At 69.8% G+C, this 18,684-nt stretch carries 16 protein-coding genes and 4 pseudogenes; 14 read left to right on the top strand and 6 right to left on the bottom strand.

Features of this window, described 5'->3' with window-relative positions; genetic code table 11:
* The first annotated feature begins 866 nt into the window (after positions 1–866).
* From D9753_RS00900 to D9753_RS00870, 6 genes are all read left to right on the top strand, one after another.
* Positions 867–2,270, top strand: coding sequence for an isopeptide-forming domain-containing fimbrial protein (locus D9753_RS00900; protein ID WP_121785284.1), 1,404 nt, complete (start codon positions 867–869; stop codon positions 2,268–2,270).
* A 216-nt stretch (positions 2,271–2,486) separates the two neighbouring features.
* On the top strand, positions 2,487–3,071 hold the full coding sequence (locus D9753_RS00895) for a hypothetical protein (protein ID WP_240467977.1): 585 nt from the start codon (positions 2,487–2,489) through the stop codon (positions 3,069–3,071).
* Between the two features lie 941 nt (positions 3,072–4,012).
* Complete coding sequence (locus D9753_RS00885) at positions 4,013–4,729, top strand: hypothetical protein (RefSeq protein WP_240467976.1); 717 nt, start codon at positions 4,013–4,015, stop codon at positions 4,727–4,729.
* A gap of 938 nt (positions 4,730–5,667) precedes the next feature.
* Positions 5,668–7,251, top strand: coding sequence for a lectin-like domain-containing protein (locus tag D9753_RS00880; RefSeq protein WP_121785281.1), 1,584 nt, complete (start codon positions 5,668–5,670; stop codon positions 7,249–7,251).
* 59 nt (positions 7,252–7,310) lie between these two features.
* Entirely contained in the window at positions 7,311–7,787 is a 477-nt protein-coding gene (locus D9753_RS00875) for a hypothetical protein (RefSeq protein WP_121785280.1), read from the top strand.
* A 152-nt stretch (positions 7,788–7,939) separates the two neighbouring features.
* The gene (locus tag D9753_RS00870) at positions 7,940–8,296 is read left to right on the top strand and encodes a hypothetical protein (RefSeq protein WP_121785279.1); all 357 of its coding nucleotides are present in this window, start codon (positions 7,940–7,942) and stop codon (positions 8,294–8,296) included.
* A gap of 701 nt (positions 8,297–8,997) precedes the next feature.
* Here the strand turns inward: D9753_RS00870 and D9753_RS00865 are convergent.
* Entirely contained in the window at positions 8,998–9,276 is a 279-nt protein-coding gene (locus D9753_RS00865; RefSeq protein ID WP_121785278.1) for a GlsB/YeaQ/YmgE family stress response membrane protein, read from the bottom strand.
* A 132-nt stretch (positions 9,277–9,408) separates the two neighbouring features.
* Here D9753_RS00865 and D9753_RS00860 point away from each other — a divergent pair.
* The 3 genes and pseudogenes from D9753_RS00860 to D9753_RS00850 all read left to right on the top strand — a co-directional run.
* A pseudogene (locus tag D9753_RS00860) lies at positions 9,409–9,942 on the top strand (IS5 family transposase); the annotation flags it as partial.
* 328 nt (positions 9,943–10,270) lie between these two features.
* Complete coding sequence (locus D9753_RS00855) at positions 10,271–10,744, top strand: hypothetical protein (RefSeq protein WP_121785277.1); 474 nt, start codon at positions 10,271–10,273, stop codon at positions 10,742–10,744.
* Positions 10,745–10,755: 11 nt separating this feature from the next.
* The gene (locus D9753_RS00850; protein ID WP_163010574.1) at positions 10,756–11,100 is read left to right on the top strand and encodes a hypothetical protein; all 345 of its coding nucleotides are present in this window, start codon (positions 10,756–10,758) and stop codon (positions 11,098–11,100) included.
* Between the two features lie 111 nt (positions 11,101–11,211).
* Here the strand turns inward: D9753_RS00850 and D9753_RS00845 are convergent.
* Positions 11,212–11,655 (bottom strand): annotated as a pseudogene (locus D9753_RS00845) (methyltransferase type 11); the annotation flags it as partial.
* Positions 11,656–11,693: 38 nt separating this feature from the next.
* Here D9753_RS00845 and D9753_RS37445 point away from each other — a divergent pair.
* Positions 11,694–12,020 (top strand): annotated as a pseudogene (locus D9753_RS37445) (helix-turn-helix domain-containing protein); the annotation flags it as partial.
* A gap of 383 nt (positions 12,021–12,403) precedes the next feature.
* Here the strand turns inward: D9753_RS37445 and D9753_RS00835 are convergent.
* Positions 12,404–12,805 carry a gas vesicle structural protein GvpA gene (locus tag D9753_RS00835; RefSeq protein ID WP_121785275.1) on the bottom strand — a complete coding sequence of 134 codons (402 nt, stop codon included), beginning with the start codon at positions 12,803–12,805 and terminating at the stop codon, positions 12,404–12,406.
* Positions 12,806–12,883: 78 nt separating this feature from the next.
* A complete protein-coding gene (locus D9753_RS00830) occupies positions 12,884–13,420 on the bottom strand; it encodes a DUF5994 family protein (RefSeq protein WP_121785274.1) in 537 nt (178 codons plus the stop codon).
* A gap of 463 nt (positions 13,421–13,883) precedes the next feature.
* On the opposite strand from D9753_RS00830, the pseudogene D9753_RS00825 reads away from it, so the two are divergent.
* Positions 13,884–14,096 (top strand): annotated as a pseudogene (locus D9753_RS00825) (transposase); the annotation flags it as partial.
* A gap of 74 nt (positions 14,097–14,170) precedes the next feature.
* Here D9753_RS00825 and D9753_RS00820 read toward each other — a convergent pair.
* A complete protein-coding gene (locus D9753_RS00820; protein ID WP_121785273.1) occupies positions 14,171–15,409 on the bottom strand; it encodes a PP2C family protein-serine/threonine phosphatase in 1,239 nt (412 codons plus the stop codon).
* Positions 15,410–15,661: 252 nt separating this feature from the next.
* Here D9753_RS00820 and D9753_RS00815 point away from each other — a divergent pair, with 252 nt between their 5' ends.
* Both D9753_RS00815 and D9753_RS00810 read left to right on the top strand, forming a co-directional pair.
* The gene (locus D9753_RS00815; RefSeq protein WP_163010573.1) at positions 15,662–15,859 is read left to right on the top strand and encodes a hypothetical protein; all 198 of its coding nucleotides are present in this window, start codon (positions 15,662–15,664) and stop codon (positions 15,857–15,859) included.
* A 125-nt stretch (positions 15,860–15,984) separates the two neighbouring features.
* Positions 15,985–16,425, top strand: a complete 441-nt coding sequence (locus D9753_RS00810) for a VOC family protein (RefSeq protein WP_121785271.1) — start codon at positions 15,985–15,987, stop codon at positions 16,423–16,425.
* Between the two features lie 252 nt (positions 16,426–16,677).
* On the opposite strand, the gene D9753_RS00805 is transcribed toward D9753_RS00810, so the two are convergent.
* A complete protein-coding gene (locus D9753_RS00805; protein WP_121785270.1) occupies positions 16,678–17,031 on the bottom strand; it encodes an ArsR/SmtB family transcription factor in 354 nt (117 codons plus the stop codon).
* Positions 17,032–17,142: 111 nt separating this feature from the next.
* Between D9753_RS00805 and D9753_RS00800 the strand changes: the two genes are divergently transcribed.
* Positions 17,143–18,255 carry an alkene reductase gene (locus D9753_RS00800; protein ID WP_121785269.1) on the top strand — a complete coding sequence of 371 codons (1,113 nt, stop codon included), beginning with the start codon at positions 17,143–17,145 and terminating at the stop codon, positions 18,253–18,255.
* Positions 18,256–18,684: the final 429 nt, after the last annotated feature.

Genomic DNA, 18,684 nt, shown 5'->3' with positions numbered 1-18,684 from the left:
CTGCGGCCCCGGCAGCAGCCACCAACCGCCATCGCTGAGCGTAACGAAACGTCAGAGGCCCTGAGCAGGCGCACCGCTCAAGATCGAAGACCCGGGATGGTTCCCGACCCCGCCCACACCCGCGCCGGCGTGTGGCGAAGGGTGGACGGCTCCGGCGCCGAGGGGTTCGGTCCCTCCCAGACCTCCAAGGCCAGGACCCTCGTTGATCGTGTGGCCGCGGTCTGTGGCGGAGGCACCGGAGCGCGAGCCGAACCGGAACAGCCCAGTTGGACGCGCGGCGCCGGCGGGTCGGTGTCGTGCGTGCGGGACGTGTCGGCGTGGCTGGGAGAACACCGGAAGCATCTCCTTCACCGCCGTCGGCCGCGCCAGTCTCGGTTGTGAAGCGCCTTCGGTCCTCGGGCAGCGGGACGACGAAGTGACGCGTCGGTCGGCGGCACGCCGACCGACGCGCGGGGGGCCACGGAACGAGCCGGCGCTGCCGGCCTTCCTGGTTGACCCGGGTGGGCCCGGAGCCGCATGGCGCGGGCACCGTGCCGGGAGCGTCAACCTCGCTGGTAGCCGATTCACCCTGGGAGAGCGTGAGCGCACGAGGTGCAGCGAGGGCATCCGGTCATGACGTGTGGGGTGGGAGCGAGTGCGGAGGCGTCTGTTGCAGGAGTGGTCCGCCGATCCGGCGTGGGCGACGGCGTTCCAGGCGTGGCTTTCGCAAACCTGTTGTACCAGGTTGGCTGACCTCAACCACCTGTCACTTTACGTGTTTGTGCGTTACGCGATCCGCTACTGACTGTTTCGGCTCCGCCCCGGCCTCACATCGATGCGGCGGTCAGCGGTTGCCTGCCAGCAGTGTCGACGCAAGGGGACGAACCATGACCACGCCTCCCGCTGTCCCGCTCCGGGTTTCCCTGGTCAACGGCAGCTTCGAAGAGCCCGCCGTCACCAACTACGAGATCCTGCCGGACTCCTCACAGACGCAGGCGTCCAAGCGGGTTCCGGGCTGGCTCACCACAGCCTCCGACCACATGATCGAGCTGTGGCGGTCGGGCTTCAGCGGGGTCCCGGCGGCCGAGGGCGCCCAGTTCGCCGAGCTCAACGCGAACCAGGTCTCCACGCTCTACCAGGACCTGCCGACCACGCCCGGTACGAAGCTGTACTGGCGGCTGTATCACCGTGGCCGCCAGGGCGAGGACACCATGGCGCTGGACATCGGCGCGCCGGGCTCCCTGGCCGAACAGAGGCGCTTCACCGACGGCAACACCGCCTGGGGTTACTACACCGGCGCCTACACCGTCCCGGCGGGCCAGACGCTGACGCGCTTCGCCTTCCGTTCCATCTCCGCCGCCGGCGGCAACCGCGGCACCGGCAACTTCCTGGACGGCATCTTCTTCGGCACCGCTCCCCATGTGCTGCTCGCCAAGACCGCGATTCCGGCGGGGCCGCTGGAGGTGGGCGACGTCGTCACCTACCGCGTCACCGCCAAGAACGAGGGCGGTGGCGGAGCCGAGAACCTCGTCCTGACCGACACCGTCCCGCAGGGCACCACGTATCTGCCCGGTTCCCTGCGCATCGTCGACGGCCCGAACGCCGGAGCGAAGAGTGACGTGAAAGGTGATGACCAGGCGTACTACGACGCCGCGGCGAACCAGGTCGTGTTCCACCTCGGCAACGGCGCGTCCGGCGCGGCAGGAGGCAGCCTGCCCAGCACCGAGACCCAGCCCGCGGGGACCACGGTGGAGTACCGGGTCACCATCGACCGGGCCAGCGGCGGCAAACAGCTCAGCAACATCGCCACCGCCTCCTACGACAACCGGCTCGGCTCGAGGCCGGAGCCGCTGACGTCCACCTCCAACGAGCAGGTCACGCAGGTCAAACCGGCTGCCGACCTGACCGTGGCGAAGGCAGCCGACGAGACCACCGTCACCGTCGGCCAGACGGTGACCTACCGCATCACCGTTCACAACACCGGCCCGAACGATGCCACCGGCGTCACCGTCACCGACCGGCTCCCCGACAGCCTCACCTTCCTGTCCGCCGACGGCACACCCGGAATCCACGACCCGGCCACCGGACAGTGGGCCGTGGGCGACCTCGCCGACGGCGCCACCGCCACGCTCGTGCTGCGGGCCAAAGCCACCAAGGCCGGTCTGATCGGCAACACCGCCACCGCCACCGGCAACGAAAGGGATCCCGACACCACCAACAACACGGACACCGTCACCGTCTGCGTCGAACCGGCCCCCTCCTGCTGCGACCCCTGCTCCGCCGAGAAGTAGCCCCCCGGCATGTGCCGGGGCGGGCTGCTGCGAACTCGTGCACGAGCTGTGCCGGTACGCCGACTGCTTCCCGCTGCCGCCACCGGATGCCGACAGGACGGTGCGTCTGGCCCGGTCCCGGCCGGACGCGATCGAGAGCTTCGACCACGAGAAGCGGCTGTGGCACCGCCTCTACCCGCCGAGCGGCCGGGAGGACCTGCGCCGCCGCTTGCGTTCATGTTCGCGGACACCACGGACGCGAAGGTCGACAACACGGTCGCCGTGCTGGAGAGCGCGGGCCGCCGCTCCTGGGCACCGCGCCGGTACGACACTTACCACCGGGGCATCACGGCCCGGGACTACGGCCAGGCCGTGCCCGCCCTCGTCACCACCCCGGAGAAGCTGAAGGACGACGGCGCGGGCGAGGCGGTGTGGCGGCGGCGGGGACGGACAGGCGAGCAGACGCTGACGGCCGCACCCGACAACCCCGACGGCGAGGACCTCTACCGCAGCCGGGCCACCCGCGCCGACGCGGAAGAGGAGCATCGCCGGGCGGCTGAGCGGGAGGCGCGGCGGCCGGTGTGCACGCGGTGCGGGGAAGAGTTCACCGACCAGCGCTGGGAGGAGACCACCACACCCGGGTACGCCTGGGAGGCCGGCAACCCGTTCATGTGCCACAACTGCTACGCCGACTACCTCGCCGGCAGGGAAGCCGCCGCCCGAGCCGCCCGCCTCCAGGGCACCGCACCGCCCAAGCCGGAGGACGACCACGACCAGGAGCCGGGCAAAGCCCTCCGCGGCCTGTTCCGCCGCCGCGGCTGACCACACACGGGCGGTGCCGCTGCGGAGCACCGGCCGGACGGCCATGATCGGGGCGACCACGGACCCCGAGCACGCCGGGCCGGACGGGCGGAGGCGTGTCCAAGATGACAGCCGTCTGCCGCTGTCCGTACGCCTGTGGTGGCACCCGTACTGGGACACCGCCCGCTCGGTGCCGGCGGCGCACACCGAGCTGCGGCGGCTGGCTCGCACATGGGGAGCAGCGCGTCACGAACCGCGCCTCGGCGTTCAGGTGGTCCCTGCCGCTGGAAAGGGAGCTCTCCGGTGCCAGGAGAGTCGCTCGGCCGGGTGACAGGGCAGCGATGTCACCGGAGTCCTGGCGGTGAAGGTGGCTAGGTTCGAGCCTTGGCCGTGTCGTGACATTCCTGGGGGCACACCCACCTGGGTGACGCCCGCGCCAGATCACTTGCCGTTTGCTGCTGGTGACAGGATTCTTCCCCCCCGATCGGCCAGCCCGCTGAAGGGTGCCGCAGACAAGCAGTCGGGGGCCGACGCCGTCTTGGAACGTCTCGAACCCAGTGGTCACAGGGCCGCGTATGGTCTCAACGCAGGATCGCCGGTTCGGCCTGCTGTCCACCCAAGGCACGACCTTGACCGGCGTCGAGATCTTCCGCATCGGGTGTCGAAGTCTGGGCCGACCGCATCAGTGTCCTCGTTCTTGTGAATCCTCGTCTGCGGGCGTGGCCTGCAGCGGGCGCGGCGGTACTACCACTACGAGGACGTCACCCTGGGCGCCTTCACCGTCCTCGGCCGCTCCTGGTCGGCGACGCACCTACCAGCCGGCTCGTGGAGTCGGTCGACTCCGGCGACCGGCTCAGGTGGGCGCCGTCAACCCGACCAAGGGCAAGGGCGGAGTCCTGGGCCCCAATTCCGCACCTCGGTCCGGAACTCCGACGGGATACGCAGCAGAGAAAGGCTGAAGCATGTACGAAGCAGGAGACACATCGACGGGCCGCAAGCGCGGCGCCATGATGCCGGTGCCGCGGATGCGGCGAGGGGCACGAGGAGCAAGCGGGCTGGGGGTAGTTGTCGCGGCGATGCTGCTGGGGGCGTCGCTGCCGGGAAGCGCTGCCGCAGCGCAGGGACAGCCCGCCGCGGCGGCGCGGGCCACGGCAGCGCACGCACCGGAGTGCATCCAGCAGGGGAACGCGGCGCTCAACCCCCGGTTCTACTGGCGGAACGTGATCGGTACCCGGCTGGGTGAGGGCGTGATCCACGAATCGTCGGCGCCGAACCCGTTCGGTGGGCGGATCGCGCCGGGGTCGACGTTCTCGTTCTGGTGGCGTCCGGACACCACACGCAACCCGGTGGGGGCGCAGTACCACACCCAGCGGGTGAATCTGGCATCGATCATGGCGGTGGCCGACGTGCAGTCGGTGACGGGGCCGGGCAGTCTCGCCGGGACGACACTGAGCGCTCAGGAGACGCCGCCGCAGAAGCTGGGGGACACCGTGGTGACGTTCCGGATCAGGCCGGGGACGGAGGGACGGACGGCCACCCTGTCCTCGGCTCACCACAGCCTCACCACGAGGTGGCTGTTCGCCAACATCAACAACCTCTGGGAGAACACCGCAAGCATCTCCTTCACCGTTGCCAGTCGCGCCAGTCTGGGCTGTGACTCGTCTTCGGTTCTCGGATAGCGGGACGACGAAGTGACGCGTCGGTCGGCATGCCGCCGACCGACGCGCGGGGGCCACTGAACACTGTCGGACTGGAGCAAGGAGCAAGGCTCAAGGAGCAAGCGGGCCGAAGGGCAACGCCTGGCTCGTGGCCCTCAAGATGTCTGACCGTCTGCCGGCCCCTGCCAGCTCAGCGCGCGGCGAGGGCGGGGCCCGAAGGCCCCGGATCCGGGCGGGCAGGAAGACCTTGGACGTCGGTGCTCGGCTGAGCCACCGGGTCTACACGGCCATGCCCGCGGGCTACGTCCTGCTTCCTGACTCTGCCCGATGGGCTATGAACATCGGGACGCCATGTCGTCCCAGCCCGCGGATATCTTCAGCGCGTGCCCCGCTCGTCTGCCTTCGCGACCGTCGGGAGGTGCTCCACGGACTCCTGGCCGGTCTTGCGGGCCTTCTACCTCGACGGCACGGAGAAGGCCACGGGCGGACGGCTCCTCACCGTACAACTGGAGGCGGCGATTGGATTCACCAGGTGGAGACCGGACGCAGTCCCTCACCGATTCCTGGTGCGCACGCCCGGATCCACGATGGCGTCCAGAACCTGCCCTAGCCGAGTCCGCGCGCGGAGTACAGGGTGCGCTTCTCCTCGCTCCGGCCAAGGCCGTAGCGGCGGGAGCGTCCCCCATGTGGAGCACCAAAATCAAGGTCTGACGCGGTCAGTCGATGACGATGAAGAACAGAGGACACCTGTTGGCTCGAAGGCTGGTGTCGCGGCGTAGAGACTGCCGTGCCGAAGCCGTGCGCGAGGCGGGTGTCAACGGTCCGGGTGCTTTCACCACCCTCGGCCCCGCTTCTTCCCGTGCCCCGTGCCCCGAGCCCTGGCCGCCGCGACGGCCCGCCGGCTGATCCGCCCCCCGTTCCACGCCCCCGACGGAACACCGTCCGAGACCGGAGACCCCATGGCCACTCAAACCAGTCCCGCAACCCTCACGGGCACGTCGCCCTTCCCCGTCACCGAGTCGTTCAGGAACAGCAGCCCGGACAACCCCGGCTGGCGGATCCTCGGCTCCGCCGTCCTGAACGGCTGTCTTCAACTCACCCCGAACGCCTCCACCACGGCCGGGACCGCCCTCTTCGACCAGGCGTTCCCCTCCGCCCTCGGCGTCGCCATCGACTTCGACTACGAGATCGAACGCGGCGCCAGTCCCGGTGACGGGTTCAGCGTCTACCTCATCGACGGCGCGGCCACCACCCAGCCAGGAGCCGTCGGAGGCGCGCTCGGCTACTCACGGATCCCCGGTCACCAGCCGGGCGTCACCAGGGGATACGTCGGCATCGGTTTCGACCACTTCGGGAACTACGCCACCGGACAGGCCGGCTCGGGCGGCCCCGGCTTCACGCCCGACATGGTGGGCATCCGAGGTTCCGGCAACCTGCACGACGGCTTCGGCTGGCTCACCGGTGCCAAGCTCACCCGCCCGCTCGCGGCCCGCTGGACGGACGGGGCGCACGTCCAGATCGTCATCGCGAACGACAGGATCACCGTACGGCTGTCGAGCAACGCGGATCCCAACGGAACCACCGTCATCGACGGTTTCCCCCTCCCGACGAACGGCCAGGCGCCCAGGCCCGCCACCTTCAAACTCGGCCTGTCGGCGGGCACGGGCGCGGCCACCGCCGCCCATCGCATCCGCGATCTGAAGGTCGCCCTTCCGGCGGACATGCCCTTGGGCGTCACCGGACCCGCGCAGGCGTATGCGGGGACCAAGGTCTGCTACCCGATCACCGTCCGCAACGACGGACCGAACGACGCTTCGGACGCGGTCGTGGAGGGGGCGCTCCCCGCGCAACTGTCGAAAGTGACGCTGAAGGTGGAGACCCAAGGGGGAGCGCAGGCCGGGAAAGGGACGGCCGCCGGCACGCTCCGCCAGCCGGTGAACCTGCCCCGGGGCGGTTCGGCGACGATCACGGTATGCGGCACGGTGGACCCGAAGTACACCGGACAGCTCACCACCACCGCGAGGATCACCTCTCCCGGCCGGGCGAACACCTCGGCGCGGCAGAGCGGCCAGGCCACCACGGCCATCCTCGTCCCGCCCCCCGAGACGGGCATGAGGGTGTGGCAGGAGGGTGGCGTCGATGACGCGCCCGGCGGCGGGGGGACGCAGCTCACGGTCTGTGCGACGAGCCGCGAGTTCGGCAAGACCATCGACCCGGGACCGATCACCCACGTGTTCACCGCGCCGACCGGCTTCCGGTGGAACGGGTTCGTGGCCCCCAACTACACCGCGGCCGACATGAGCGTCCGCGGCGATCTGCCGCCGGTCGAACCCACCGTGAGCGCCGACGGCAGGACGCTGACGTTCACCTACAACCCCCACGTCTACACCACCGACCAGGACCGGGATGTGATCACCTACGCCTGCGGTCTCGAAGCCGTCCCCGGCGCGACACCCGGCCGGTACACCGACGGCGAGGCCCGCATCGGCGCCGCGCCCCCGGCCAGACTCAAGGCCTCCGTCATCGACCCCGACGAGGACTGACGGCCGCCCCGCAGAACGAACCAACCGCGCAGCGACCGACCCGGACGGAAGGAATCCCCATGGCCACCGAGACCCAGCTCCCCGTACAGGCGGGATCTGAGAAAGACCTGCTGATCTGGCAGCAGGGCATCATCGAGGACGCCCCCGGCGGCGTGATGACCATCATGTCCATCGGCCTCACCCGCGAGGGCAAGCACCCCACCAACCCGGGCGAGGTCACCCACACCCTGACATCCCCCTCCGGCTTCGTGTGGAACGGCTGGACCGCCTACGCCTACTACAGCGCCGACCAGAAGGTCCGCGGCAGCATGGCCGAGATCAATGCGAAGGTCACCGCCGACGGCAGGAAACTGACCTTCACCCACAACCCCCACGTCTACACCGACGACCACGACCAGGACGCCCTCGTCTACATCCTCGGCGTCGGCGCCACCGACGACGCCGAACCCGGCCGGTACACCGACGGCCAGATCCGCGTGGGCAAGGCCAAAGCCGTCAAGCTCAAGGGCCGCGTGCTCGACCCGGACGAGGACTGACAGAGCAGGACGTGACGCAGCTCCTCCGGCGCGGAGTCCGGCCGTTGCCCCGACGGCCGGGCCCGCATCGTCGTCGCGCTCCCGGCCAGGCGCAATGCCACCCCTTCTCGACGTGAAGAAACTGCTACGCCTAGTGCATTGAGCTGCTCCTGGTGCGTCTGCAGAACTTCGGTGAGCGGCACCAGGTGGTCAATGTCGATCCTCCTACTGCGACGCCCCTGACATTCGCGGCTCCGGACGCGGCAGGGTACAGCGTCTGTCTCTTCGTCGAACACGCCCACAGCGACGAGTACGACGACGCCGACCACTGGCGCACCGAACTCCTGCACCACCGGTTCGCACCCGACCTGCTGTGCGGCGACCGCTCCACCGCCCCCGTGCTCAGCCCACCCGGCATGGACCCCATCCACTCCCACATCGTCCACCAGCACCACCCGGAGATCGGCACCGTGCCCCTGCCCACCTTCCCCCTGGTCGGCCACCTCCCTCAGCTCACCTCGCTGCCGTAACCGCCACGCGCGCGCCTGCCGTCTCACCATGCCCGGCTCGGCCACGTTCGGGTATGGTCCTCCCTCCGGAATGCGGACACGCCTCCCGCACCGGTGCTCCCCGCGCCCTCGGGGAGGGTGCCCGGCGCACCTTCGGCAAGACCACGAACGAGTGGTGCTCCCCGCGCCGGCCTCGCCGCGGATCTGCCGGCCGTCCTTGCTCACCTGCGCGACCTCGCCGAGCCCCTCGCTCGCCCCGTCGGCCTGCCACCGCCCGCGCACGGCCGGGACGAGGCCGCCCCGGCCTCCGCAGACGCCGGCCTCGCCGGCGACGGTGCCGGCGGGGAAGGTGAGTTGGCCGGTGACCTGCTGGGCTCACACCCGGCGGTGCGCGCGTTGGGCTGTCTGTTTCGAGTACGCCGCCGGCCGGGCCCCCCGCGGGCGGCGAGATGCTTGGTGACGTCTTTTCCCTGCTCGCCGACGTCCTGACCGCCCGCCCCGGCGACGAGTCCGTCGCCGGCGCGATCGGCGTGCGGCTGCTGGTTCCGCACCGCCGCGCCCCGCCTTCACCGCCGCCCACCCCGATGCCAGCAGGCCGGCGATGCTCAGATGTGGCTGCGCTCAGCCCGTCCGAAGCGGGGCCGGCGTACACGCCGACGGCTCCCGTCCTGCGAGCAGGAGGGAGCCGTTCAGGTGCGTCGGAGGCGTGTGCCTTCAGTGGGTCATGCGTGGCGGTGCGAGTGCCGGTTACCGATGACGAGGCGGTAGAGGAGCAGCAGGATGAGAGAGCCGACGATCGCGGCGATCCAGGTGGAGAGGTTGAAGAACCCGTCGACGGAGTCGACGCCGAAGATCACCTTGCCCAGCCACCCGCCGAGGAGACCGCCGGCGATACCGATGAGCATGGTGACGATGATGCCGCCGGGGTCCTTGCCCGGCATCAGGGCTTTGGCGATGGCGCCGGCGAGCAGGCCGATGATGATCCACGCGATGATGCCCATGGTGCGTCTCCGTTTCGTCGTCATTTAAAGGCTGTGTTAGCTCATCGTCTGCACCGAGCGCGCCCGAGTAAACGTCTTCGCCAGTCGCAACCTGGTCGGCTCGTGCTCCGTGAGGGGAGGAGTTGCGATGCCGTGGCTTGTTGTAGCGGTTATGGGGCGGGGGATCTGACGAATCGCGAGTGGTCGCCTCTGGAGCCGAACCTGCCGCCGTCCGGCGGTCGGGGCGGTCGGTGGAACGACCACCGCACGACCACCGCACGGTGGTCAACGGGATCCTGTTCCGGATCCGCACCGGTGTCCCGTGGCGTGACCTGCCGGAACGCTACGAGACGTGGAAGTCCGTCTATGAGCGACATCGCCGCTGGTCGGCGGACGGCACCCGAACCGGATCCTGTAGGCGGTCCAGGCCGCCGCCGACCTCGCCGACCTCGCCGACGGGGTCGACTGGTCGATGGTCGGCGTCGAACCGACGTCCTGCCGGGCTCACCAACACGCGGCCGGCGCCCGCAAGGCCCGGACGCGGGTCCCGAAAAATGGGACGACGCCCCGGCACACCGCCCCGACGAGGCGCTCACCCGGTCCAGGGGCGGCCTGACCTGCAAGATTCACCTTGCCGGTGAAGGCGGCTTTGGCACGCCTGTAGGTACGCCGGGGTGTCGGCCGATGTGCTGGGGCCGGGGCAGCGTTGGATCAGGCAGGCCGTCCACCAGGGCCGCCGCCCGCCTGCTCGCGCAGGATGCGTGCTCACCGGCCTGCGCCCGTCCGGCCTGCGCCCGTCCGGCCCGCGCCCGTCCGGCCCGCGCCTCAGGCCCCCACCCATTACCCCCACCCTCCACCCCCGCGGCGCCCGCGGCCCCTGCCGGCCCCCGCCGGTCGGACAAGCGCCCAGTCGGTGAAATCACCAGTTTCGGGCGGTCCGCCTGGTGGGCCATGGTCCCAGAGGCGCAGGAGCTATGGTCCGGGATGTCGGAAGCAGCCAGTAGCCTCAGGCGCCATGGGGATTCAGATAGAGGCAGTGGTGGGATACCCGATCAACGATGAGGTGGAGAGGGTGCTCGGGTTGGCCGAGGCGGTCGGCGAGCCCGTCACGGTCACGTTCATGTGGGAGGGGCGCGATGAGGCGGAGCGCGCGGTGCTAGTGCCCGCGGCCACGTTGGCGCTCTGGGAGCATTGGGCCCCCACCGCCTACCCGGCGAGTGGTGTTGAGGACGAGGAGCCGGCTGAAGCGGAAAAGCCGGAGCTGGCCCACCCGGCGGAATTCGGCGCGTTCACGCTCTTTCGTCGTCGCGTGGGAGGCCGCACGGCGGTCGCTCGTGGAGGCGTGGTGGTCGCCGAGCTACTGGTCCCCGACGAGGCGCACTGGCTCCAGGAGCAGGCCCGCAATGTCCGTCAAAGCTTCATGGATCCGAAGCAGAAGGCGGCGTTCGAGGAGTTCCTTGCCCGCCAGGCATCGCTCGATGAGCAGTGACGCGCCGACTCATGCTTCCCGGCCTTGCAGTTGCACTTCGGGCTGAGCGTTACGAGCCGGTCGCCTCCCCGCGCATCGGCCTGCGCCGGCAGGCCCCGGTGGTGCGGGCCGCGCTCGCCGAGGCCGTCGCCGCCCGGGTCGTGGACCGGCCGGTCAGCGCCGGCCTGGCCGGGCTGGACTTCACCACGCTCGCGTGCCTGGCCGCCCAGCGGGGGCCGGTGGCCGCGGTGACGTTCGCCGACGAACGCCTGCGTGACGACGACCTCGCGTTCGCGGTCCGCACCGCGGCCACCATGCCCAACCTCGTGCACCATACGGTGCCCGGCCCCGACCACCGTCTGCCACGCGGGCCTTGACGACCTGTCGGCGCTGCCGGTCACCGATGCCCCCGAACGCGTACGCGGCCACCGCCTCGATCAACACGGTCGCCGCACCCCCGGGCCGGGAGTGCACTTCACCGACGCGGCCGGCGACGCCGTCCTGGTTGTCGCATCGGCCACCCCGTCGGCCAGCGGGAAGGGACGGAAGACGTCCCAGGCCACCGCGGCGCCTCGGTCGTGGGCACGGGCCGCCGAGCGCAGCGCGCGCACCGACGTGTCCAGACCCAGACCACGGGCGCCGGGCATCCGGTCGAGTACGCCGGCCAGGTAGTAGCCCGTGCCGCATCCCATGTCCACAACCGTGGCCTGCTCAGGCGCGGTGTCGGCCGCCAGGCGGGCCCCGACTTCGCGGATGGGCGCGTAGGTGCCGGTGGACGGGAACCGGCTCCGGGCCAGGACCATGGCTGCGTCGTCGCCGCTGGTGGCGCGGGTGCCCGTCAGCAGGCTGGCGTAGCCATGGCGGGCGACGCCGTCCGGCATCGCCCTCAGCGCCTTCCGGTCACAGGAAGCAGCAGTGCGGGGTGCTCGAATGCCACGTCATGAGTCTACGAGCATCGGCGAAGCCCGTCATGCCGCACCGGAGTCGGGAGAAGTGGATCGAGCCGTTCTCCGGGTTGACCGAGGTGCAGTTCGCCAGGCTGGTGGGCGTTGGTGCGGCGTCGTGGCGGCGACATCCGAGGTGGCCGTCCCTGGCGACTGCCGCTGGAGTACCGGGTACTGCTGGTGGCCACGTACTGGCGCACGAACCTCACGTTGCGGCAGGTAGCGCCGCTGTTCGGGCTTCGAGGTCCGCGGCCGACCGCATCCTCGATCACCTCGCACCGCTGCTGGCCATCTCACCGGCCCGCAGGCCGCGCAAGGACACCGTCTACATCGTCGACGGCACCCTCTCTCCCGCCGGCCCGCGCCGCCGCTCCATACGGACAGCCCTGTTGCGCGGTCGACGACCACGACTGGGGCGCGCGGCTGGACGGCGTCATAGGGCCTGTGTGCCCCGCCCCTGCGGAACTCACCGACTTACGCGGACCCCCCTTGGCCCACGTCGAAGCGCGTTCCGGTCGATATCAGGGAGAGGGAGGCTTGGCCCCAAGCCGCACTCGTGCCGATCAGCTTGTGCACGACCGGATCCCTCCGCAACGGGGCTACGCGGGTTCTCATCCGTTCGGCGGCCGGGTCGCTGCGGGTCCGGATACCTCCGCGGCGCCGCCTTCCGCAGTCGATGTCCTGGGGGAGTGGCGAGTGCGAGGCACGGATAACCGTAGACGCGACTACTCACCTGTCATTCCCCTCGCCTGCCCGGGGCGGGCCGTTCGGCCTGACGCTCCCGGCCTTCACCGCGTGCCTGCTGGAAGGCGTCGGAAACCGTCTCCGCGGCGCCGGACAAAGCTCCCTTCGTCTTGCCGCGGGCGCCGGACTCCGTGACCTGCCCTGTGAGCTCTTTGAGCCCGGCCGGCTTGCTCGGCCCCGCCTCCAGATCGAGGCGGTTGCACGCCTCCGCGAAGCGCAGGTAGGTGTCGACGCTGGCGACCACGATCCGAATATCGATCTTGAGTATCTCGATACCGACGACGGAGACCCGCACGAAAGCGTCGATCACCAGCCCGCGGTCGAGAATGAGCTCAAGGACGTCATAGAGGCCACTGGAACCTCCTCCGCCGCCCTGTTGTGTTGCCACGGTCATTACGACCAGCCCCTTGCCGCCTGTCTCTGTCCGGTCCCGCCCGACCTGTTCCTCTTCGAGGACACGGCCATGAGCCGGCTATCGCCCGTCGTGGCCGCCTTCGGAGTCCCAGACTGCCTCCAGGACGGAGTCCGAGGCGGACGCTTCCTCCTGTGAGGACCGGAAGCCCGCGGAATCCCGGACCAGGGCGCTCGCCGTGAGGCTCCGCGACGGGTCGCTGGCCTTGGTCATCAACCGGGCCGCGGTGGCCGGGTCCGTTTCCGGCGGGATCACCAGCAGGTCCCAGCGGCCGATTGTGCAGGAGAGCAGCAACAGCTCGTGCGGGTCCTGCTCGGCCTCGAACCAGCCGACGTGCACCACGTGCCCTCGGACGGGCACCTTCCGCGGAATGACCGGCCACGATGTGGGGTTAACTGTCACTCGGGTGATCCGCCCCCACAGCGGGTCGAGCACCTCGATGAGCGCCGGAAGCTCCGTCGTCAGGTCGCGGGAGCGGGGCCACCAAGCACCGTCGATCAATGCCGGTGACGTGCCGGCAGGTGCCAGCACGAGTCGGAGCCGCGACGAAGATGAAACCGGGTCTTCGACCGCGCGCATCGCAGAAGTAGCGGCCATGACGCGGACCCAACCCCGGGCCGGCTCGGCCGGCCCGGTTGTCGTGACTCGCCGAGAGCGACGTCAGCGTGGAAGCCGGTGCACGACATGCCCTCGGTATCGACGAGGATACTCCTCGTCCAGGCCCGGCGGGAGCGAGGCCGAAGTCGTGCCGCGCGGGAAGCGCGGTGCGCAAGCCACGATCGCCGCGGGACCCCGGCCGGCCCGAGGTCATTCCATCCGGCCCATCAGGAAGACCTGTGGCGAATCCAGGCGCTGGTTCAACGGAATGCACGAACCTCCCTGATCTACGTTGTCGCGTGAAAACCTTCCGTGATACGAAGCTCCCACTTCAAGATCCGATACGGACAAGCCCGTCCCCCAGCAGGGGGCCGGGTTCGCGGGCGACGGCGCGGATGCCGCGGTCGGCCAGCACGTCGGGGGCGTAACGGTCGGCTGGCGTGCGGTCGTCCGGAACGACTGGCTCCGCGAACGGAACATCACTCCTCGCATCGCCCGGCGCGGCGTCGAGAACTCACAAGAACTGGGCCGACACCGCTGGGTGGTCGAGCGCACCATGTCCCGGCTCGGCGGATGCCGTCGGCTCCACCGGCGCTACGAACGCAAGCCAGAGCACTTCCTGGCCTTCACCGCCATCGCCACCAGCCTCATCAACCACCGGCGACTCACCAAGTGAACCGACGTTCAAGGGCCACGCCGCAGGGATCACGCAAGCGGTGCGGCATGCGCGTGCTGGTTCGTGAGCGTGGTTCATTCCAGGACGGCGAGGTGGTCGGCCGTGCCGCCGCGCCACTCGATGAGGAAGAGGGTCGCGTCATCACTTGTTGCCCCGCGTTCCCATTTCAGGGTGTGGGAAAGCAGGAGAGCTGTTGCCCGTAGTCCTTCCCCGGTGAGTTCGATGCGGTTGACGCACGCGATGAGTCGTTCCTCGCCGAACTGCTCCCCGCCCCTGCCGCGCTCTTCGATCAGACCGTCGGTGTAGCACAGCACCCGGTCGCCACGCCGGAGCGTGTATTCACTGACCTTCGGCGGTGGGCCGCCCAAGCCGACGGGCAGGGTGGCGGGGCCTCCCAGTTGGCGGGCGACCTCGTGGTTGCGGATCAGCAGGGGTGCGGGGTGGCCCGCGTTGACCCATTTCAGGCGGCCGGTGACGATGTTCAAGTCCATCATCTGCGCGGTGACGAAGTGGTCGGGTCCGAACTGTTCGGCGATGGCCTGGTCCATGAACGCGTACTTCTCAGCGAGGCTGATGCCGGCGCGTCTGGCGTGCCGGTAGGCGCCGACCGCGACGGTCGCCATCGTGGCCGCGTCCAGGCCATGGCCCATCGCATCGATCACGGACGCATGCAGGATGTCGTCGTTGAGGGCGTAGTCGATACTGTCGCCGGCGATATCGTAGGCGGGCTCCAGGATGCCGGCCACCTCGACCTGCGGCACGGACATCGACAGCGGCGGCAGCAAGGACCACTGCATCTCCGCGGCCAAGCTCATCGGCTGGCGGCGCCGGGCCTGGAAGAACCGGTCCGTGTAGGCGTGCTTGGTGACCAGCATGTCGGCGACCAGACCCGCCAGCCTGCGTAGCAGCCGCCGGTCGTCGTCATCGACGCTGCCCAGGGTAAGAGCCATCACCCCCACCTCGTCGCTGCCGTCCAGCAACGGCAAGTACACCCGAACGCCGTCGGTCCGCGCGACCTCGACCGGGGTCATCCGGAGGAAAGCCGTGCCCGCCGCGGAGTCACCGATCGCTTCTGGCTCACCGACCAGTAGTCCCCTCCCCGGTAGCGGCACCAGGAACTCCTGCCCATAGTCCTGCAGGAGGATCGAGACCTCGCGTCCACCGACCTGGGCCACACCCTCCGCGATCAACGGAGCGATCAACTGCGGCGGCATCTCGTGTGCCCGGTCCAGCAGCACCCCCAGCAACCGCTCTCCGAATCCCTCCGACCGGTCCATCCTGGCTTTGTCACGCTTCGACTCACCCTCGGCCACGGCTGTCCCCAATCGGCCTGACCGGCCCATCGCCGGTCACCTTCATGAGTCGGCGACGGCCTTCTCGCCCCACAGGCACACACATCGTTCGATCATCACGCGCCGACCCAGCGCTCACCACTCGCAACGGCACCGGCTCCCGGCGAATCGCTCAAACGGGGCAGGCGACGGCTCTGCCATCTTCGTCGGCTCCCGGACGAACGTCTCGGGCGGCCACTCCGGTACCGCCCGCCCGCGCACCAGCCGGCAGTGATGCCCGAGCAGCTCCTCCTCTTCGACCAGGAGCAGCCGGCCCTGGCGCAAGACCGCCAGGCGGTCGACCTTGCGGACCTGCGCACCGACTTAGTGAAAAGCGGGGACGGCACGCTGCGGCTGATCGTCTTCAGGGGAGCGGTCACCTGCGCCGCACTCACTCTCGGTGGCGGCGCCTGGCTCGCGGGTCTGCTGTAGCGGTGCGGCGCGATCCAGATTTTTCGGAGTTGGGCGGTCCGAGGATGTCGAGAACGTGCCACCGGCTCCGTCCCAGGGACATCAGCGGCCACCACCAGCCGCACGAGGAAGAAGGAGAAAACAGCATGGCGATTCAGCGGATGGACAACGTCGGCATCGTCGTCGAGGACATGGATGCCGCCATCGCGTTCTTCGTGGAACTCGGTATGGAGCTGGAGGGCAGGGCGGAGGTCGAGGGCCTCTTCGCCGACCAGTGCACCGGACTCGACGGCGTCCGCTGTGACATCGCGATGATCCGGACCCCGGACGGTCACAGCCGGCTCGAGCTGGCGAAGTACCGCAGCCCCGCGGTGATCAGCGCCGGGCCGCGCAACCGGCCGCACAACATTCTGGGCACGCACCGCGTCATGTTCGCCGTCGACGACATCAAGGACACCGTTGCCCGCCTGCGCCCTCACGGCGCCGAACTCGTCGGCCAGATCGCCCGGTTCGAGGACAGCTATCTGCTCTGCTACCTCCGCGGCCCGGAGGGCATCATCGTCGGACTGGCCGAGCAACTGCGCTGAGCCGCCCCGTGGCTCCCCGGTGGACGCGCGCCGGGTGGGAGGCCGACGTCGCCGGGCTCGCCCATGACCGTGGCGGCGCGCCCGGCCCTCGGTGGTGATCGAGGTGGCCGTGCGCCGGTTCAAGTGTCTGACGCCGTGGTGCGAGGCGGTCGCGTTCTTCGCCCGGATCCAGGGCCGGTCAGGCCGTACGAGTGCGTCATGCCGCTGCGACGGGTCCGGTTCGTCGCGTCCGCAGCCGGGCGCTCCGAAGGCTCAGGCGCTGTCGCAGTCGGTGTAGGGCTCCACGCGGCCGACGCTCTCCTTGAGGACGAGGTCGATCAGCCCGGGGAACCGCTGGTCCAGTTCTTCCTTGCGCAAAGTGTTGATGCGGCGGGTGCCGACGTCGCGCTGCCTGATGACACCGGCTTCGCGCAGGACTCGAAAGTGGCGGGTCAGCACGGACGCGGTGACATCCCGGTTGAAGCCGCTGCAGGCCAGACCAGGTGAGGCAGCAAGAGTGACGACGATGGTGAGCCGGAGCTCGTCGGTCAGCGCGCTCATGATCTTGAAAAGGTCGAGGTCTTCCACGTCGGGGTGGACGAGCGGGGACGAGGTGCGGCTGGCCATGAGGGAAGGGTAACGCCACGGCCTCATGTTCGCGTTTGCGCGTACATGGGCTCCAGTGAAGAAACGGAATGACCTTCATACCGTTATTCACCTCTCTGCACAAGGACGCCCATGTCCGTCACCATTTCGGAATTCTCGCCTGTTCCGTCGCTTTTCTCCCCTGTCGCCCTCGGGAAGATCGAGCTCGCCAACCGCATCGTCATGGCACCGCTGACCCGGGTCCGGGCCGGTTCCACCGGCATCCCCGGGGACCTGATGGTCGAGTACTACCGGCAGCGGGCGAGCGTCGGACTGATCATCACCGAGGGCACCTACCCCGACCATGCATCGCAGGGATGGGTCGGCGAGCCGGGCATCGCCACCGACGAGCAAGCGGCCGGCTGGCGACGGGTGACCGAGGCGGTGCACGCCCAGGGCGGCCGCATCGTCATGCAGATCATGCACGCCGGCCGCGCCGCCCACCCCGACATCAACGGCGGCCGGCGCGTCCTCGCCCCCAGCGCGATCGCCATCGACGGCAAGGTGTTCACGGAGAAGGGCGAACAGCCCTTCCCCGTGCCGGAAGCGATGACCACCGCAGACGCCCGGACAGCCCTGGAGAACTTCGTCGCCGCGGCTCGCAGGGCCATCGAGGCGGGAGCGGACGGCGTGGAGATCCACGGCGCCAACGGCTACCTGCTCCACCAGTTCCTCTCCCCGGCGGCCAACCAGCGCACCGACGAATACGGCGGCTCGCCGCAGAACCGGGCCCGCTTCGTCATCGATGTGGTCACGGAGGTCGCGAAGGCCGTCGGTGCCGAGCGGGTCGGACTGCGGATCTCGCCGGAGATCAGCATCGGGGACGTCTTCGAGACCGACCGGGATGACGTCCTGGCCACCTACGGCACCCTGGTGGACCAACTGCGCCCGCTGGGCCTGGCCTACCTTTCCGTGCTGCACAGCGAGCCGGGCGGAGCGCTGGTGCAGGAGCTGCGGCAGCGCTTGGACGGCAAGCTGATCGTCAACAGCGGCTTCCTCGGGGGGCAGACCACCCGCGAGGACGCGATGCGGCGGATCGAGGCCGACCACGCCGACGCCGTGGTCGTCGGCCGAGCCCTGATCGCCAACCCCGACCTGGTCGAACGCTGGCGGAACGGACACCCCGAGAACGAGCCCCGGCCGGAACTCTTCTACGCGCCGAGCGCGGAAGGCTACACCGACTACCCCTTCCTCCAAGCGGATTGACGCCCACGGTCACGCCTGTGCCTACTGCAGCCCACCCGCACATGCACAGAGTCATGACGATGACGGCACACCGACCACCAGCCGGCGCCCGGCACGCCCGCCCCGAACACAGGCCCGACCAGCACCGGGCAAGCCGTCCCGGCCTCCTGCGGTGCGCACTTGGGTTGCCCCTTTGGAACCCACTTCGGTGCCCGGCACCGAGCAGAATGGAAAACCCGCAGGTCACAACAAGGACAAGCCCCAGCGGAAGCAGGCCCGCACCGCCTCGCACCTCGGGGCACTCTCCGATGTGCGTAAGCACGGCCTGGTGGAGAACAGCGGGAGGACCTCAAGCGGGGACACCCTGCGCAACCTCGCGCCCATGGGGCTGACGGCCGCCTCCTACGAGCTGGGTCGGCCCGTGGGGGAGATGGGCGGCCCGGCCCGTGG

Source organism: Streptomyces dangxiongensis (genome assembly GCF_003675325.1).
Lineage (GTDB): Bacteria > Actinomycetota > Actinomycetes > Streptomycetales > Streptomycetaceae > Streptomyces > Streptomyces dangxiongensis.
Note: the sequence above shows the minus strand (reverse complement) of the source record. Positions and strands in the feature narration are given on the sequence as shown.

Bases quoted from the DNA above. Each gene is read 5' to 3' on its own strand.
- D9753_RS00900 (WP_121785284.1), top strand. From the start codon at position 867: ATGACCACGCCTCCCGCTGTCCCGCTCCGGGTTTCCCTGGTCAACGGC.
- D9753_RS00895 (WP_240467977.1), top strand. From the start codon at position 2,487: ATGTTCGCGGACACCACGGACGCGAAGGTCGACAACACGGTCGCCGTG.
- D9753_RS00885 (WP_240467976.1), top strand. From the start codon at position 4,013: ATGTACGAAGCAGGAGACACATCGACGGGCCGCAAGCGCGGCGCCATG.
- D9753_RS00880 (WP_121785281.1), top strand. From the start codon at position 5,668: ATGGCCACTCAAACCAGTCCCGCAACCCTCACGGGCACGTCGCCCTTC.
- D9753_RS00875 (WP_121785280.1), top strand. From the start codon at position 7,311: ATGGCCACCGAGACCCAGCTCCCCGTACAGGCGGGATCTGAGAAAGAC.
- D9753_RS00865 (WP_121785278.1), bottom strand. From the start codon at position 9,276: ATGGGCATCATCGCGTGGATCATCATCGGCCTGCTCGCCGGCGCCATC.
- D9753_RS00855 (WP_121785277.1), top strand. From the start codon at position 10,271: ATGGGGATTCAGATAGAGGCAGTGGTGGGATACCCGATCAACGATGAG.
- D9753_RS00850 (WP_163010574.1), top strand. From the start codon at position 10,756: ATGCTTCCCGGCCTTGCAGTTGCACTTCGGGCTGAGCGTTACGAGCCG.
- D9753_RS00835 (WP_121785275.1), bottom strand. From the start codon at position 12,805: ATGACCGTGGCAACACAACAGGGCGGCGGAGGAGGTTCCAGTGGCCTC.
- D9753_RS00830 (WP_121785274.1), bottom strand. From the start codon at position 13,420: ATGGCCGCTACTTCTGCGATGCGCGCGGTCGAAGACCCGGTTTCATCT.
- D9753_RS00815 (WP_163010573.1), top strand. From the start codon at position 15,662: ATGCCCGAGCAGCTCCTCCTCTTCGACCAGGAGCAGCCGGCCCTGGCG.
- D9753_RS00810 (WP_121785271.1), top strand. From the start codon at position 15,985: ATGGCGATTCAGCGGATGGACAACGTCGGCATCGTCGTCGAGGACATG.
- D9753_RS00805 (WP_121785270.1), bottom strand. From the start codon at position 17,031: ATGGCCAGCCGCACCTCGTCCCCGCTCGTCCACCCCGACGTGGAAGAC.
- D9753_RS00800 (WP_121785269.1), top strand. From the start codon at position 17,143: ATGTCCGTCACCATTTCGGAATTCTCGCCTGTTCCGTCGCTTTTCTCC.